This is a genomic window from Streptomyces sp. NPDC001822 (assembly GCF_042892135.1).
In the GTDB taxonomy this organism is placed as follows: Bacteria; Actinomycetota; Actinomycetes; order Streptomycetales; family Streptomycetaceae; genus Streptomyces.
In genome coordinates, this window is the sequence record NZ_JBIATW010000007.1 from 341,309 (window position 1) to 357,794 (window position 16,486).

General features: G+C 71.8%; 9 protein-coding genes. 4 read left to right on the forward strand and 5 right to left on the reverse strand.

The window, feature by feature from the left end; genetic code table 11:
- Positions 1 to 74: 74 nt before the first annotated feature.
- Together ACFYY2_RS19300 and trxA are read left to right on the forward strand one after the other, a co-directional pair.
- Positions 75 to 491, forward strand: a complete 417-nt coding sequence (locus ACFYY2_RS19300; protein ID WP_388744188.1) for a MerR family transcriptional regulator — start codon at positions 75 to 77, stop codon at positions 489 to 491.
- Positions 488 to 832 (forward strand): thioredoxin, encoded by a 345-nt coding sequence (gene trxA, locus ACFYY2_RS19305; protein ID WP_388744192.1) that lies wholly within the window; start codon positions 488 to 490, stop codon positions 830 to 832. Before ACFYY2_RS19300 ends, trxA begins: the two co-directional genes overlap by 4 nt.
- 83 nt (positions 833 to 915) lie before the next feature.
- On the opposite strand, the gene glgB is transcribed toward trxA, so the two are convergent.
- From glgB to ACFYY2_RS19325, 4 genes are all read right to left on the reverse strand, one after another.
- Positions 916 to 3,318, reverse strand: coding sequence for a 1,4-alpha-glucan branching enzyme (gene glgB, locus ACFYY2_RS19310; RefSeq protein WP_388744195.1), 2,403 nt, complete (start codon positions 3,316 to 3,318; stop codon positions 916 to 918).
- Positions 3,319 to 3,367: 49 nt separating this feature from the next.
- Positions 3,368 to 4,807, reverse strand: a complete 1,440-nt coding sequence (locus ACFYY2_RS19315) for a maltokinase (RefSeq protein ID WP_388744198.1) — start codon at positions 4,805 to 4,807, stop codon at positions 3,368 to 3,370.
- 248 nt (positions 4,808 to 5,055) lie between these two features.
- On the reverse strand, positions 5,056 to 6,762 hold the full coding sequence (gene treS, locus ACFYY2_RS19320) for a maltose alpha-D-glucosyltransferase (RefSeq protein ID WP_329040719.1): 1,707 nt from the start codon (positions 6,760 to 6,762) through the stop codon (positions 5,056 to 5,058).
- Positions 6,759 to 8,855 carry an alpha-1,4-glucan--maltose-1-phosphate maltosyltransferase gene (locus tag ACFYY2_RS19325; protein WP_388744201.1) on the reverse strand — a complete coding sequence of 699 codons (2,097 nt, stop codon included), beginning with the start codon at positions 8,853 to 8,855 and terminating at the stop codon, positions 6,759 to 6,761. The genes treS and ACFYY2_RS19325 overlap by 4 nt, the downstream gene beginning before the upstream one ends.
- A gap of 708 nt (positions 8,856 to 9,563) precedes the next feature.
- Between ACFYY2_RS19325 and glgP the strand changes: the two genes are divergently transcribed.
- Both glgP and ACFYY2_RS19335 read left to right on the forward strand, forming a co-directional pair.
- On the forward strand, positions 9,564 to 12,236 hold the full coding sequence (gene glgP, locus ACFYY2_RS19330) for an alpha-glucan family phosphorylase (RefSeq protein ID WP_388744204.1): 2,673 nt from the start codon (positions 9,564 to 9,566) through the stop codon (positions 12,234 to 12,236).
- A 192-nt stretch (positions 12,237 to 12,428) separates the two neighbouring features.
- On the forward strand, positions 12,429 to 14,216 hold the full coding sequence (locus ACFYY2_RS19335; protein ID WP_388744347.1) for a SpoIIE family protein phosphatase: 1,788 nt from the start codon (positions 12,429 to 12,431) through the stop codon (positions 14,214 to 14,216).
- Between the two features lie 96 nt (positions 14,217 to 14,312).
- Here the strand turns inward: ACFYY2_RS19335 and ACFYY2_RS19340 are convergent, their stop codons facing one another.
- The gene (locus tag ACFYY2_RS19340) at positions 14,313 to 16,358 is read right to left on the reverse strand and encodes a M4 family metallopeptidase (RefSeq protein WP_388744207.1); all 2,046 of its coding nucleotides are present in this window, start codon (positions 16,356 to 16,358) and stop codon (positions 14,313 to 14,315) included.
- Between the last annotated feature and the right edge of the window lie 128 nt (positions 16,359 to 16,486).

Below are 16,486 nucleotides of genomic sequence, written 5' to 3' on the forward strand. Positions count from 1 at the left end.
GGCCCGTCGCCCCGTCGCCCCGTCGCCCCGTCGGCTCTTGCCTTGACGCCGACGTCAAGGATTACGGTCGCGGTATGCGAATCGGGGAACTGGCCGAACGAGCCGGGACGACGACACGGACCCTGCGCTACTACGAGTCGCGCGGGCTGCTGCCCGCCCGCCGCGCCGGGAACGGCTACCGCACGTACGACGAGGGCGATCTGCGCCTGATCGAGCAGATCCGGACCCTGCAGGACTTCGGGTTCGACCTGGAGGAGACCCGCCCCTTCGTCGACTGCCTGCGCGCCGGTCACCCGGCGGGCGACGCGTGCCCCGCGTCGCTGGCGGTCTACCGGCGCAAACTCGGCGAACTGGACGCACTCATCGACCAGTTGAGTGCGGTCCGGGCGGAAGTGGACGCCCAGCTCACCCGGGCCGAACTGGCGGCCTCCGCCGAAATGCCGGGCGGCCCCGAACCACGATGCGAACTGAACCGGAAGGACGAGGGATGATCCACGCAGAGGGTGTCGCCGAGGTCACGGACGCGACGTTCGGCGCCGAGGTACTGGAGGCGGGCCTGCCGGTCCTGGTCGAGTTCACGGCGGACTGGTGCGGCCCCTGCCGTCAACTGGCCCCGGTGCTCGGTGCGATCGCCCGGGAGGAGGCGGACCGCCTCAAGGTCGTCCGGATCGACGTGGACCACAACCCCGGGACCGCGTCCCGCTACGCGGTGCTGTCGATGCCGACCCTCATGGTGTTCCAGGACGGTGAGCCGGTGAGGTCGATGGTCGGCGCCCGGCCGAAGCGCCGCCTGCTCCAGGAGCTGGAGGACGTGCTCCCGGCAGGAGTCTGACACCTGTGGGCGGGTTCCACCCCCGCAGGACGCCGAGGGGGCGGCGCGCCGGTTGTCCCGTGCGCCGCCCCCTCGTGCGGACCTCAGGCCGGCCGCAGCCAGATGGTCGCCAGCGGCGGGAGCGTCAGCGTGATGCTGGTGTCCCGGCCGTGCGCCGGCACCGCCTCCGGCTTCAGCGGCTCCTCGTTGCGCACGTTGCTTCCGCCGTAGCGGGCCGCGTCGGTGTTGATGATCTCCACCCATGCCTCGGGGCCGTCCGGTACGCCGATGCGGTAGTCGTGCCGCACCACCGGGGAGAAGTGGGAGACGGCGATCAGCGGCGAGCCGTCGGCGTCGTAGCGCACGAAGGAGAACGCGTTGTCCTCCGCCGCGCCGCCGTCGATCCAGGAGAAGCCCGCCGGATCGGTGTCGCGCTGCCACAGCGCGGGCAGCGCGCCGTACACGGCGTTCAGGTCGCCCACGAGGGTGCGTACGCCGCGGTGGTCACCGGATGCCTCGTACGTCTCGTCGAGCAGCCACCAGTCGGGTCCGTGCCCCTCGGACCACTCCGCTCCCTGTGCGAACTCCTGGCCCATGAAGAGGAGTTGCTTGCCGGGGTGCGCCCACATGAAGCCGAGGTAGGCGCGGTGGTTCGCCCGCTGCTGCCACCAGTCCCCGGGCATCTTGCTGACCAGTGCCTGCTTGCCGTGCACGACCTCGTCGTGCGAGATCGGCAGCACGTAGTTCTCGCTGTAGGCGTACACCATCGAGAACGTCATCTCGTTGTGGTGGTACTTGCGGTGCACCGGTTCCTTGGAGACGTAGACCAGGGAGTCGTGCATCCAGCCCATGTTCCACTTGAGCCCGAAACCGAGACCGCCGTGGTCGGTGGCGCGGGTGACGCCCTCCCAGGCGGTCGACTCCTCGGCGATCGTGACGACACCGGGGTTGCGGCGGTAGACCGTCGCGTTCATTTCCTGGAGGAAGGCCACCGCGTCGAGGTTCTCCCGGCCCCCGAACTCGTTCGGCGACCACTGGCCGTCCTCGCGGGAGTAGTCGAGGTAGAGCATCGAGGCCACCGCGTCCACGCGCAGGCCGTCGATGTGGAACTCCTCGCACCAGTACGTGGCGTTGGCGACCAGGAAGTTGCGGACCTCCGTCCGGCCGTAGTCGAACTCCAGGGTGCCCCAGTCGGGGTGCGCCGCCCGCCGCGGGTCGGAGTGCTCGTACAGCGGCCGGCCGTCGAACTCCGCGAGTGCCCAGTCGTCGCGCGGGAAGTGCGCCGGCACCCAGTCCATGAGGACCCCGATGCCCGCCGCGTGCAGCGCGTCGACGAGGAAGCGGAAGTCGTCGGGGGTGCCCATCCGGGACGTCGGGGCGAAGAAGCCCGTGACCTGGTAGCCCCACGAGCCGCCGAACGGGTGCTCCGACACCGGCATCAGCTCGACGTGCGTGAAGCCCAGCTCGCGGACGTACGCCGGGAGTTGGGACGCGAGCTGTCGATACGTCAGGCCTGGTCGCCAGGACGGCAGGTGGACCTCGTACACGGAGAACGGCGCCTCGTGGACGGGGCGGTCGCCCCGGTGCGCCATCCAGTCGGCGTCCTGCCACTCGTGGTGGGACGCCGTGACCACCGAGGCGGTGGCCGGCGGCACCTCGGTGTGCCGGGCCATCGGGTCGGCCCGCTGGGTGTGCGACCCGTCGGGGCGGCAGATGTCGTACTTGTAGGCCGCGCCCTCGCCCACGCCCGGGAGGAACAGCTCCCAGATGCCGGAGGAACCGAGCGAGCGCATGGGGAAGGCGGTGCCGTCCCAGTAGTTGAAGTCGCCCGTGACGCGGACCCCCCGGGCGTTCGGCGCCCAGACCGTGAAGCGGGTGCCCTGGGCGCCCTGGTGCTCCATGGGCGCGGACCCGAGCGCCTTCCAGAGCTCCTCGTGCCGCCCCTCACCGATCAGGTGGAGGTCCAGTTCGCCGATCGCGGGCAGGAAGCGGTACGGGTCGTCGACCTCGATCGTGTTGTCGTCGTACGCGACCTCCAGCCGGTAGGCGTCCGGCACCGCGGGCATCGGGAGGACCCCGGAGAAGAAGCCGTCACCGTCGCTCTGCAGCTCGGCACGCTTCCCCCCGGCCAGCACGGCCACCGTGCGGGCGAAGGGCCGCAGGGCCCGGAAGAGCACCCCGCCGGTGACCGGATGCGCGCCCAGGACGGCGTGCGGGGCGTGGTGCTCACCGGCGAGCAGCCGGCCGCGGTCCGCGTCGTCCAGGGTGGTGGCGGGCAGCGCGTTCTTGCTGCCCCCGCCGCGACGCGGACGCGGCGGGGTGCCGGCGGCCGCGGGGGTCCGCTTGGCACGGGCGCGCTTGACCGGGGCCGGTGCCGCGGCGGCCTCCGCGGCCGGGGCGGGGGGATCGGCGGGGGCGGCCGCCGTGACCTCGGTGGTCACCGGCTTTGCCGCGGGCGGGGCCTCGATGGGCTCGGGCGACTTGCGGGACGGCTTGCGGGCGGTCACAGGGACTGCCTCCTCGGATGACTCGAAGGGGAAACGGGGGTAGGGGAGTTCACGCCGGCGCGGCGGCCAAGCGCTGGATGGCGGCCATCGGGACGGGCAGCCAGTCGGGACGGTGCCGGGCCTCGTAGAGCACCTCGTACACCGCCTTGTCGGTCTCGTGGGCGCGCAGCAGTTCCGGCTCGGCGCGCGGATCCGCGCCGGCCGCGCGGGCGTAGCCCTCGCAGTAGGCGGTGCGGCAGCGCGCCGCCCACTCCGGGTTCCAGGGGTGGTGGGAGCGGGCCGCGTAGTCGAAGGAGCGGAGCATCCCCGCGACGTCGCGCACCGTCGGCTGCGGACTGCGGCGCTCGGGCAGTGGTCTGGCCGGCTCGCCCTCGAAGTCGATCAGCGACCAGAAACCGTCCTCGCCCCGCAGCGTCTGACCGAGGTGCAGATCGCCGTGGACCCGCTGCGCGGCCCAGCCGCGGCCCTCGTCCCCGAGCGCCGCGACGGCGTCGAACGCGGTCCGCAGGCCCGGTACGTACGGGACGAGGGCCGGCACCGCCTGAGCGGCGGCCTCCAGCCGCTCCACCATCCCGGCCACCAGGTGCCGGGTCCGGTCGTGCGCCAGCGGAGGCGTCGGCAGGGCGGACGCGAGAGCCGTGTGGACCTCGGCGGTGGCCCGGCCGAGCGCGTGTGCCTCGGACACGAAGTCCCGTCCGGCCGCCAGGGCCGCGAGCGCGAGCTGCCACCCGTCCTGCGCGCCGCGCAGGAACGGCTGCAGCACCCCGAGCGTGAGCGGCTCCGGCCCGGTGGCCGCCTCGAACCAGGCGACCGGCGCCGGGACCCGGCCGCAGCCCTCGCGGCCGAGAGCGAGCGGCAGCTCCAGATCGGGGTTCGTGCCCGGGAACACCCGGCGGAAGATCTTCAGGATGAGCGCGTCGCCGTACACGAGCGAGGAGTTGGACTGCTCGGTGTCCAGGACACGCGGGGTGAGTCCCGCCGGGACCGGCTCGGCCCGGTCGAAGCGGAGCGGGCCGAGGGATCCGGGGTTACGGAATCGTTCCAGCAGAAGGTCGGCGACGCGCGGGTCGTGCAGTCCTTCGTACAGGGTCCGCCCGGCCAGCGGCCCTTCGGTGACCCGGCCGATGCGCGCCCCGGCCAGCCGTTGGGGCAGGGCCGTGCGCACACCGAGCAGCAGCTGGTAGCAGTCTCCCTGCGCCTGAGCGGGCCGGGCGCCCGGCTGGTGGACCCGGACGAGCAGGTGCAGCAGCCCGGGTCCCGTGCCCGCCGTGTCCAGCGGCAGTATCTCCGTCGCGGCCACCAGCGAGAACCCGGTGACGGGCTGTCCCTTGCCCGCGAACCACCGCTGCCGGGGCACCCACTCGTGGAGGAGCGGCGCGAGGGACGGCAGCAGGGCGGTCGTGCCCGTACTCGCCGGGTGTCGTCTTGTCGTCTTTCTCGATGTTGTGCTCTTCGCCAGGGCGACTCGAGTGGATGCAGCCTCCGACATGGCATCGCGTCCTTTCCCCGGGCACACCACAGGATGCGAAGAGTGTCCCGGATTGCGGCAATGGCTGTCCGACTGTGCGGGACGTGTCGGGTGAGGAAAGTCCGTACGGACTCGATCGATCGGCCCCAGGGGCCGGATGGAGCCCGGAGAGCTCGATATGGGGGAGAGTGCCCCGTGCGGGGCGGTGGAAACCGCCCCGCGGGTGGCGCCCCGGGGCCGGGGCGCCGTCAGCCGCCCGTCGTCGGCGGTCAGCCGACCGGGGCGTCCTTGCGCATGCGGAACCAGTAGAAACCGTGGCCCGCGAGTGTCAGCAGGTAGGGCCACTGGCCGACGGCCGGGAAGCGCACCCCGCCGATCAGCTCCACCGGATGACGCCCGTCGAAGGCCCGCAGATCGAGTTCCGTCGGCTGTGCGAACCGCGAGAAGTTGTGGACGCACATGACGAGATCGTCCTTGTACTCACGCGTGAACGCGATCACCGCGGGGTTCGACGACGGCAGCTCGTTGTACGAGCCGAGGCCGAACGCGGGGTTCTGCTTGCGGATCTCGATCATCCGCCGCGTCCAGTGCAGCAGCGACGACGGCGAGGCCATGGACGCCTCGACGTTGGTGACCTGGTAGCCGTAGACCGGGTCCATGATCGTGGGGAGGTAGAGCCGCCCCGGGTCGCTGGACGAGAAGCCCGCGTTGCGGTCCGGCGTCCACTGCATCGGGGTGCGCACGGCGTCCCGGTCGCCCAGCCAGATGTTGTCGCCCATCCCGATCTCGTCCCCGTAGTAGAGGATCGGGGAACCGGGCAGGGACAGCAGCAGCGCCGTGAACAGCTCGATCTGGTTGCGGTCGTTGTCCAGGAGCGGGGCGAGCCGGCGGCGGATGCCGATGTTGGCGCGCATCCGCGGGTCCTTGGCGTACTCCGCGTACATGTAGTCGCGCTCTTCGTCCGTCACCATCTCGAGCGTGAGCTCGTCGTGGTTGCGCAGGAAGATGCCCCACTGGCACCCGGACGGGATCTCGGGCGTCTTCGCGAGGATTTCCGAGACCGGGTAGCGGCTCTCCCGCCTGACGGCCATGAAGATCCGTGGCATCACCGGGAAGTGGAACGCCATGTGGCACTCGTCGCCGCCCCCGGTGTAGTCGCCGAAGTAGTCGACGACGTCCTCGGGCCACTGGTTGGCCTCGGCCAGCAGCACCGTGTCCGGGTAGTTGGCGTCGATCTCCTTGCGGACCCGCTTGAGGAAGTCGTGGGTCTCCGGGAGGTTCTCGCAGTTGGTGCCCTCGCGCTGGTAGAGGTAGGGGACGGCGTCCACGCGGAAGCCGTCGATGCCCAGGTCCAGCCAGAAGCGCAGCGCCGAGATGATCTCCTCCTGCACCGCCGGGTTCTCGTAGTTGAGATCGGGCTGGTGCGAGAAGAACCGGTGCCAGTAGTACTGCTTGCGCACCGGGTCGAAGGTCCAGTTGGACGTCTCCGTGTCGACGAAGATGATCCGCGCGTCCGGGAACTGCTTGTCGTCGTCCGCCCAGACGTAGTAGTCGCCGTACGGTCCGTCCGGATCGGTCCGCGACTGCTGGAACCAGTCGTGCTGGTCGCTCGTGTGGTTCATGACGAAGTCGATGATCACGCGCATGCCGCGCTGGTGCGCGGCGTCGACGAACTCCACGAAGTCGGCGAGGTCGCCGAACTCCGGAAGCACGGCGGTGTAGTCGGAGACGTCGTAACCACCGTCTCGCAGCGGGGACTTGAAGAACGGCGGCAGCCACAGGCAGTCGACGCCCAGCCACTGCAGGTAGTCCAGCTTGGCGGTGAGGCCCTTGAGGTCACCGACGCCGTCCCCGTTGGAGTCCTGGAACGAGCGGACGAGTACCTCGTAGAAGACGGCGCGCTTGAACCAGTCGGGGTCGCGGTCCTTGGCGGGAGTGTCCTCGAACAGGTCGTGGACGGGCTCATTGACGATCATGGCGTGGGTGACCCTCCGGTCGGCGGGGACGGTCGCAGGGCGACGATGTGCGCGGGTGTCACACCCGGCTCGAGACGCACATAGAAGGCCCTGCCCCAGTGATAGGTGTCGCCGGTGAGCTCGTCGCGCACCGGCACGCTCTCGTGCCAGTCGAGGCCGAGACGCGGCATGTCCAACGAGACCGTGGCCTCCTGGGTGTGGTGAGGGTCGAGGTTCACGACCACGAGGACGACGTCCGGGCCCGACCGCTTGCTGTAGGCGATCAGGGCGTCGTTGTCGACGGAGTGGAAGTGCACGTCGCGCAGTTGCTGGAGTGCCGGATGGCGACGCCGGACCCGGTTGAGGGAGGTGATCAGGGGGGCGAGCGAGCGGCCCTCACGTTCCGCCGACTCCCAGTCCCTGGGCCTGAGTTGGTATTTCTCCGAGTCGTGGTACTCCTCGCTCCCGGGGTGCGCCGGGGTGTTCTCGCACAGCTCGAAGCCCGCGTACACGCCCCAGGAGGGGGACAGCGTCGCGGCCAGCACGGCCCGGGCCTCGAAGGCGGGGCGGCCCCCGTCCTGGAGGTAACCGGGAAGAATGTCGGGCGTGTTCACGAAGAAGTTGGGGCGCATGTACGAGGAACTCTCGCCCGACAGCTCCCTGACGTACTCGGTGAGTTCGTCCTTCGTGTTACGCCAGGTGAAGTAGGTGTACGACTGCTGGAAGCCGACCGAGGCCAGCGCGCGCATCATCGCCGGGCGGGTGAAGGCCTCTGCCAGGAAGATCACGTCCGGGTCGGTGCGGTTGACGTCGGCGATCACCTTCTCCCAGAAGACGACCGGCTTGGTGTGCGGGTTGTCGACACGGAAGATCCGTACGCCGTGGTCCATCCAGAACCGCAGGATGCGCACGGTCTCGCGCACGATCCCGCTCATGTCCTTGTCGAACGCGATGGGATAGATGTCCTGGTACTTCTTCGGCGGGTTCTCGGCGTACGCGATCGAGCCGTCCGGGCGGTGGTGGAACCACTCCGGGTGTTCCGTCACCCACGGGTGGTCCGGGGAGCACTGGAGCGCGAAGTCCAGCGCGACCTCCATCCGCAGGGTGCGTGCCGTCGCCACGAAGTGGTCGAAGTCCTCCAGCGTCCCGAGGTCCGGGTGCACCGCGTCGTGACCGCCGTCGGCCGAACCGATCGCCCAGGGCACCCCGGGGTCGTCGGCACCGGGGGTGAGGGTGTTGTTGGGGCCCTTGCGGTGGGTGGTGCCGATCGGATGGACCGGCGGGAGGTAGACGACGTCGAACCCCATCGCGGCCACGGCGGGAAGCCGCTCGGCTGCGGTGCGGAACGTGCCGCTGACCAGCCTGGTGGCAGGCGCGGCGACCTCCGCGGTGACTGCGGAAACCTTCTTCCGCGTGGCGGCGGCCGTCTTCGCGGTCTTCGTGGCCCGCGGCTTCCGCGCCGGCTTCGCGGGCGCCACCGGCTCCAGCCGGGCGCCCTCCGAGCGGGGGAACAGCTCGTACCAGGAGCCGTACAGGGCACGCCGCCGCTCGACGGTCAGCGGCAGCGGCCGGGAGGCGGTGACCAGCTCGCGCAGGGGGTGGCGGCCGAGCGCGTCGTCCACCTCGGGGGCCAGCGCGGCGGCGAGCCGGGCGGCGGCGGGGCGGCCGGTGTCGCGGAGCGCGTCGACCGCGGCCAGCACGGCCTCGCGGCCGTCCTTCTTCGGCACGCCCTCGGCGGCGCGTGCGTAGAGCTCGGCCCCCTCCGCGAACACGAGAGCGGTGTCGATGTCCGCGGGGATCTTGATCCGCGCGGCCGTCCGCCACGTGGTGACGGGGTCGCTCCACGCCTCGACGGTGTACGTCCAGGCCCCCTCGGAGTCGGGGGTGACGTCGGCGCCCCAGCGGTCGGTGCCGGGGGCGAGCTCGCGCATCCGGGTCCAGGGGCCGGGCCGTCCGTTCGCGTCGCACAGGACGACGTTGGCGGCCACCGCGTCGTGGCCCTCGCGGAAGACTGTGGCGCTGACCTGGAAGGTCTCGCCCGCGACGGCTTTGGCCGGCCGTCTGCCGCAGTCGACGAGCGGAGTCACGTCCAGGACGGGAATGCGACCGATCATGGAATCACCTGGGGGTCGGAGCTCGGCATGCACGGTGCGCGACGTGGGCGTGAAGGGCTGACCGCGCGCGCCGCGATGGTGGGGTTGCGTCCTTTGTAGCTGCTCGGTCGTCGGCTGGCGGGCTGTGGGCATGGCCGCTCCTGTCCGCGTTCACTCGAATGGCACTCGAATGGCAGGTGCGCGGGGGATTCGGGCTCCGACCGGGGCACCTGGGGTGTGCAGCGCGGGACTGTTACCGGGGGAGCCTTCCCACCGTTCTCGGGCGGCCAACCCGGCGGTGTGTTAACTCCTGGGTGCAACCGGCGCACACGCTCATGTCCGCACGCCGGTCATCCGGCGGTTTCGCGGGCACCTCCGAAGCCTTCCCTGTGGTGCGGGGTGCCACAAGTCCGCGTGCGGTGGGGAAATCAGCCATATCGCCCGTGACAGATGGGTACGCAACTGGCGCATCTGGCCCATGGGACGGCCGGGGGCGAGGGAACACGCGGGGCCCGGGTGGTGGATGTGGCGTCAGCGACGCCAGGGGGAAGGCGCGTGCCGTGCAACGCCGGGGACGGGGGCGGGCGCGCCGGGCCGCCGTGGCCCACTGAGCCGTCCGCGCGCCGTGGTCGCGCACGGCGGCCCACCGCTACCGTCGAGGGTGACGGAGAGGGCGTCCACCGTCGTGCGTCCCCTCGGATCCGTACGTCCCCTGTAAAGGTGGGATACGTGAAGGCCATTCGTCGATTCACCGTGCGTCCCGTCCTCCCCGAACCCCTGCGACCGCTCAGCGACCTCGCCCGCAACCTGCGCTGGTCCTGGCACACCGACACCCAAGAGCTGTTCCGGGCGGCCGACCCCGAGGGGTGGCGGCCCGCGGACGCCGACCCCGTCCGGCTGCTCGGTGCCGTCTCCGCCGCCCGGCTCGCCGAGCTGGCCGGGGACCAGCACTTCCTGGACCGCCTCGCCGAGGTGTCCGAGGACCTGAAGGAGTACCTCGGCGGCCCGAGGTGGTATCAGGACCAGCTCTCCCAGGGCGCGGAGCTCCCCGCGGCCGTCGCCTACTTCTCGCCCGAGTTCGGGGTGACCGCCGCCCTGCCGCAGTACTCCGGCGGGCTCGGCATCCTGGCCGGCGACCACCTGAAGGCCGCCAGCGACCTGGGCGTACCCCTCATCGGGGTCGGCCTGCTCTACCGGCACGGCTACTTCCGCCAGAGCCTGTCCCGGGACGGCTGGCAGCAGGAGCACTACCCCGTCCTCGACCCCAACGAGCTGCCGCTCACCCTCCTGCGGGAGACCGACGGCACTCCCAGCCGGGTGGTGCTCGCACTGCCCGGCGGCCGCTCGCTGTACGCCTGCGTCTGGCAGGCCCGGGTGGGCCGCGTGCCCCTGCTGCTCCTGGACTCCGACGTCGAGGAGAACGCACCGGGCGAGCGTGACGTCACCGACCGGCTCTACGGCGGCGGCAGCGACCACCGGCTGCTGCAGGAGATGCTGCTGGGCATCGGCGGGGTGCGCGCGGTGCGCACCTACTGCCGGCTGACCGGGCACGCGGCTCCCGAGGTGTTCCACACCAATGAGGGCCACGCCGGATTCCTCGGTCTGGAGCGGATCAGGGAACTCTCCGAGACCGGACTGGACTTCGACGCGGCCATCGAGGTCGTGCGGGCCGGCGCGGTCTTCACCACGCACACCCCGGTACCCGCCGGGATAGACCGCTTCGACCGCCAGCTCGTGGCCCGCCACTTCGGGGACGACGGCGAACTGCCCGGGGTCTCCGTGGACAAGGTCCTGCGCCTCGGCATGGAGACCTACGAGGGCGGCGAGCCCGGTCTCTTCAACATGGCGGTGATGGGACTGCGGCTGGCGCAGCGCGCCAACGGCGTCTCCACCCTGCACGGAGCCGTCAGCCGGGAGATGTTCTCCGGGCTGTGGCCGGGATTCGACCCCTCCGAGGTGCCGATCACCTCGGTCACCAACGGCGTGCACGCGCCGACGTGGGTCGCCCCCGCGGTCCTGCGGCTCGGAGCCGGCACCTCCGGTTCCGGTGGCGCGGAGAACGCGTCAGCCGACGCCGGCGCGGCGGACGGCACCAGCGGCGGCCGGGCCGGCTCACCCGGGCCCCTGGAGGCGGTGACGGCCGCCCCCGACCGGGAGATCTGGGACCTGCGCAGGGATCTGCGCGAGCAGCTCGTCACCGAGGTGCGCAAGCGGCTCCACGCCTCGTGGCGCGGGCGCGGCGCGGGCGCGGCCGAGCTCGGCTGGATCGACGACGTGCTCGATCCCGACGTGCTCACCATCGGCTTCGCCCGCCGGGTGCCCTCGTACAAGCGCCTCACGCTCATGCTCCACGACCGTGACCGGCTGAGGGAGCTCCTGCTCCACCCGACGCGCCCGATCCAGATCGTCGTCGCCGGCAAGGCCCACCCCGCCGACGACGGCGGCAAGCGGCTGATCCAGGAGCTGGTGCGTTTCGCCGACGACCCGCGCGTGCGCCACCGCATCGTCTTCCTGCCGGACTACGGCATGGCCATGGCACAGAAGCTCTACCCGGGCTGCGACGTCTGGCTCAACAACCCGCTGCGCCCCCTGGAGGCCTGCGGGACCAGCGGGATGAAGGCGGCGCTGAACGGCTGCCTGAACCTGTCCGTGCGCGACGGCTGGTGGGACGAGTGGTTCGGTCCCGACTTCGGCTGGGACATCCCCACCGCCGACGGCTCCGCCACCGGGGAGGAGCGGCGCGACGAGCTGGAGGCCAACGCCCTCTACGCGCTCATCGAGGACCGCGTCGCCCCGCGCTTCTACGACCGCAACGCCGAGGACCTGCCCGAGCGGTGGATCGAGATGGTCCGCAGCACGCTGGTCACCCTGGGGCCCAAGGTCCTCGCGGGACGCATGGTGCGGGACTACGTGGAGCGGCTCTACGCCCCCGCCGCCCGGGCCCGCCGGGCACTGGAGCCTGCCGCCGCCCGGGAGCTCGCCGCCTGGAAGTCCAGGGTCCGCGCGGCCTGGCCGCAGGTCGCGGTCGACCACGTGGAGGCCACGGCGGACACGGTCGTCGGCGACTCGGCGGAGCTCGGTTCCACCCTGGCACTCCGGGTCCGGGTCGCCCTGGGCGGTCTCGACCCGGACGACGTGGAGGTGCAGGTCGTCGCCGGGCGTGTCGACTCCGGTGACGCGATCGCCGAGGCCCGGACGTATCCGCTGAAGCCGGCGGGCGGTCACGACCTGGAGGACCGCTGGCTCTACGAGGGTCCGCTCGCCCTCGACCGCACCGGCCCGTACGGATACACCGTGCGTGTCCTGCCCTCGCACCGGCTGCTCGCCTCGGGGGCCGAGCTCGGTCTCGTCGCGGTGCCGAACGCGTCCACGGGCGACGGCGGAGGGGTGCTCCTGCGCTGACGTCCCCCGCTGCGGTGGGCCCGGCGCGCGCGTGCGGCGCCGGGCCCACCGCCGTGCCCGGTGGCCCCGTAGACGACCGGCAGGGGTTTTTTCGCCGTGATCTCGCTAACATGACAGCCCTGCCGGTGCTGCCCAGCAACCACCGACGTGACGAGCGAGGCGTTCCCCCGGACGCGAGTGGAGGTCAGCACGGTGAACGGCGGCGGAGGCCGAGCGAGACGCCTGACCCGTCGGCCGGCCGCGAAGGGAGGTGTCTCCCGGCGGCTGCACATACGCCAGTCCGAACCAGGGGCCCTGCGCGGTGACCGCTTCACCTCCGCGGTACGGATGCGCTGGCTCAACGCGGCGAGCACCCGGATCGGCACGAGCCTCGACCTGGAGCGGACGGCCGAGGAGCTGGCCGCGTACAGCGTCCCGAGGCTGGCCGACGGAGCCGCCGTCGACCTGCTGGAGTCCGTGCTGCGCGGCGAGGAGGGCGAGCGCGTGACCGGCGCGGCGGTCCCCGTCACCCGAGCCATGGCGGTCCGGGCCATCGACTCGCTCAAGGGGCTCGAACCCTCTCCCGTGGGTGAGGTGGTCGACCGCAGGGAGCGCCGGGAGACGCTGCTCACCACCGAGTGCCTGCGCAACGGCAGGCCCGTGCTGGTCAGCCGGATGACTCCGCTGGACTACGAGCGCGTCACCCCCACCGCGAGCGCCGCGGTGGCCATGCGGCGCCAGGGAGTCCACAGCTACATGGCCGTGCCCCTGACCGCGCGCGGTGTCCTGCTGGGCTCCGCGGACTTCGTGCGCGCCGGGGACAGCCCGCCCTTCAACCGCGCGGACCTGGACCTGGCCGGTCAGCTGGCCTCCATGGCCGCCGTCTTCATAGACAACGCGCGGCTCTACGGGCGGGAACGCGAGCACGTCGTCTCGCTCCAGCGCTCCCTGCTCCCGCGTGCCACCCCGCGCACACCGGGTCTGCGGGTGCACGCCCACTACGCGCCGGCCGTCGACGCGCACGGGGTGGGCGGCGACTGGTACGACGTCGTGGCACTGCCCGGAGGCCGCACGGCCCTGGTCGTCGGTGACGTCACCGGCCACGGTCTGCCCGCCGCCGCGACCATGGGCCGGCTGCGGACGGTCGCCCGCACCCTCATGACCCTGGACATCGCGCCCGACAGGGTGCTGGCCCGGCTCGACCTCGCCACCCGCGACCTGGAGGACGACCAGGTCGCCACCTGCCTGTGCGCCGTGTACGACCCGGCGGACTCCAGCTACACGATCGCGAGCGCGGGGCATCCGCCGCCCCTGCTGGTGGACGCCGGCGGTACCGCCCGCTACGTCGACGTGCCCGTCGGGGCGCCGCTGGGGGCGGGCGTCATCCCGTACGACCCGCTGCGGCTGCGCGGCCCGGTCGGCGCGCGGCTGGTGCTCTACACCGACGGGCTGATCAAGACGCGGACCGACGACGTGGACGTGCAGCTGGAGACGCTCCGCACGTCCGTCGCGGTGATGCCGCCCGAACTCCTCGACTCCGGAAAACCGTTGACCTGCCCCCGGCCGGACGACGGCCGCTTCGACGAGGCGGTGCTGCTCGTCGCGGGGGGCCATGAGCTGCCGGCCGACGTCCGGCTGCGGGAGTGGGACCTGCCCACGGAGGGGAACCCCGCCTCCACGGCGCGCAAGCTCGTCACCGAGCAGCTCGCCCTGTGGGGTCTCGCCGATCTCGCGGACGTGACGGAACTGGTCGTCAGCGAGCTGGTGGGCAACGCCCTGCGGTACGGCGGCGGGCCCGGCCGGCTCCGGCTGCTGCGGGACGAGCGGCTCGTGGTGGAGCTCGCCGACACCGGGCCCGACCTGCCGCAGATCCAGCACGCCGACGTCAGCGACGAGGGCGGCCGGGGACTTCAGCTCATCAACCTGCTGTGCCGGAGCTGGGGTTCGTGCCGCACGGCGACCGGCAAGGTGGTCTGGGCCGAGCAGAACATCCCCGACTGAGCGCGGGACGGCCCCGGGGAAGCGTGCTTCCCCGGGGCCGTCGGAAGTCCTGCGCGCCGTCCCGGGGACGCCTTCTCAGGCGCCCCCGGGCGGTGCTCAGAAGGTCAGCTTGACGCTGTTGAAGGTGCCGGTGTCGCCCGTGTAGGCGTCCTGGATCCTGAGGTTCCAGGTGCCGTTGGCCGCCTCGGACGAGGCGTTGACCGTGTAGGTCGCCACCACGTTGTCCGCGGAGTCACTGGACGAGGAGTTCTTCAGCCGGTACGCCGTGCCGTCCGGGGCCACCAGGTCGAGGACGAGGTCGCCGCGGTAGGTGTGCGTGATGTTGACCGCCACCGACAGGGTGCTCGGCGCGTTGCCGGTGAGGCCGGTGACGACGACCGGGATGTTGGTGGTGCTGCGGTCGGCGAGGGCCTTCGCGGTCGTGTTCTGGAAGACCTTGCCACCCGGGTCGGGGTCGCCGCCGCCGGGGCGCGAGCCCACGTTGATGCCGGCCCAGGCGTTGGCGACCGCGGTGTACTCGGCGCTGGTGGCGCCGTACAGCTCGGTGGCCACGGCCAGGGTGCCCGTGCGGGCCGCCGCGTAGTTCGTGGTGGAGGTGAACTTCGTGGTGAGCGCCTTGAACCAGATCTGGAGCGCCTTGTCCCGGCCGATGCCGGTCACCGGAAGCCCGTCCGACGTCGGGGAGTTGTAGGACACCCCGTTCACCGTCTTCGCGCCGCTGCCCTCGGACAGCAGGTAGAAGAAGTGGTTCGCCGGGCCCGAGGAGTAGTGGACGTCGATCGAGCCGAGGCCCGAGTACCAGGAGTCCTTGGACGCCCCGTCCTTGCTCGGCTTGTCCATGTAACGCAGCGGCGTGCCGTCGCCGTTGATGTTGATCTTCTCGCCGACGAGGTAGTCGCCCGGGTCCGTCGAGGTGTTGGAGTAGAACTCCACACCCGCCGCGAAGATGTCGGAGGTGGCCTCGTTGAGGCCGCCCGACTCGCCGCTGTAGTTGAGACCCGCGGTGTTGGAGGTGACGCCGTGCGTCATCTCGTGGGCCGCGACGTCCAGCGAGGTGAGCGGCGAGAGGTTGCCGCTGCCGTCGCCGTACGTCATGCAGAAGCAGCTGTCGTCCCAGAAGGCGTTGACGTAGCTGTTGCCGTAGTGCACACGGGAGTACGCGCCGACTCCGTCACCCCGGATGCCGCTGCGCCCCATGACGTTCTTGTAGAAGTCCCACGTCTCCGCCGCGCCGTAGTGCGCGTCGGCGGCGGCCGTCTCCGCGTTGGACGCGCTGCCGTTGCCCCAGACGTCGTCGGTGCCGGAGAACAGGGTCCCGGTGCCGGACGTGCCGCGGTTCAGGTTGTTCGTCCGGTGGTTGCCGCGCCCCGTGTCGGTCAGGTTGTACGAGCTGCCGGAGCCCGAGGTCCCCAGCGTGACCGTGCCGCTGTACTGCGTGTTGCCCGTGCCGGTCTCGATGGCCTGCCACTCGAACAGCTTGGCGCCCGAGGAGGCGTCGGTGATGACGTGCAGCTCGTTGGGCGTGCCGTCGTGCTGGAGGCCGCCGACGACGGTCTCGTACGCGAGCTGCGGGGTGCCGTTCGCCGCCCAGACGACCTTGCGCGGGGCCTTGCTCGCCTCGGTGCTCTTCGAGCCGTCCGCCCTGGCCGCGGTCAGAGCCTGCTTCTCGGCGGCGGCCGGCGCGACGTCCGCCGCGGTGCCGACGGCCTTGAGCTGTGCTCCGGTCGCCTTCGACGCCTTGGTGACGCTCTCGGTCCTCCCCGCCTTGGACTCGGCGACGACGAGGTCGCCGCCGAGGACCGGGAGCCCGTCGAGCGTGCGCTCGTAGCGGGTGTGGGTGGTGCCGTCGACATCCTTGACGACGTCCCGGACCACGAGCTTCTCCGTCGACCCGAGGCCGAGCTCCTTGGCGGTGGCCGCCTTGGTGGCGTTGGCCTCCCGGAGCAGTTCGGCCCGCTCGGCGGGGGAGAGCTTCGCGGGCAGCGCGCCGGGGTCGGCGCCCTTCACAGCGGCGGCCGGGGCCGCGGAGGCGCCTTCGGGGGCGGCCGTTGCGGCACCGCCCTGCATTCCGACGGCGAGGAGGGCTGCTGCGGCTATCAGAGCGCCGGTCGCGGTGGCACGACGGCTGGGCGTGGGTCTCACGCGGACTCCTTCTGCGAGGGGGGTCACGGCCGACTGGGTGAGCCGACCGGCAGAGCAGGCGGTGCGCGGAACGGGGGAAGAGTGCCAGCAGAAACGGGCGCGTGTCAGGACCGCGTCAACACAATGGC

Coding starts and splice junctions, on each gene's coding strand:
- ACFYY2_RS19325 (WP_388744201.1), bottom strand. CDS start 8,855: ATGATCGGTCGCATTCCCGTCCTGGACGTGACTCCGCTCGTCGACTGC.
- trxA (WP_388744192.1), top strand. CDS start 488: ATGATCCACGCAGAGGGTGTCGCCGAGGTCACGGACGCGACGTTCGGC.
- treS (WP_329040719.1), bottom strand. CDS start 6,762: ATGATCGTCAATGAGCCCGTCCACGACCTGTTCGAGGACACTCCCGCC.
- ACFYY2_RS19315 (WP_388744198.1), bottom strand. CDS start 4,807: ATGTCGGAGGCTGCATCCACTCGAGTCGCCCTGGCGAAGAGCACAACA.
- ACFYY2_RS19300 (WP_388744188.1), top strand. CDS start 75: ATGCGAATCGGGGAACTGGCCGAACGAGCCGGGACGACGACACGGACC.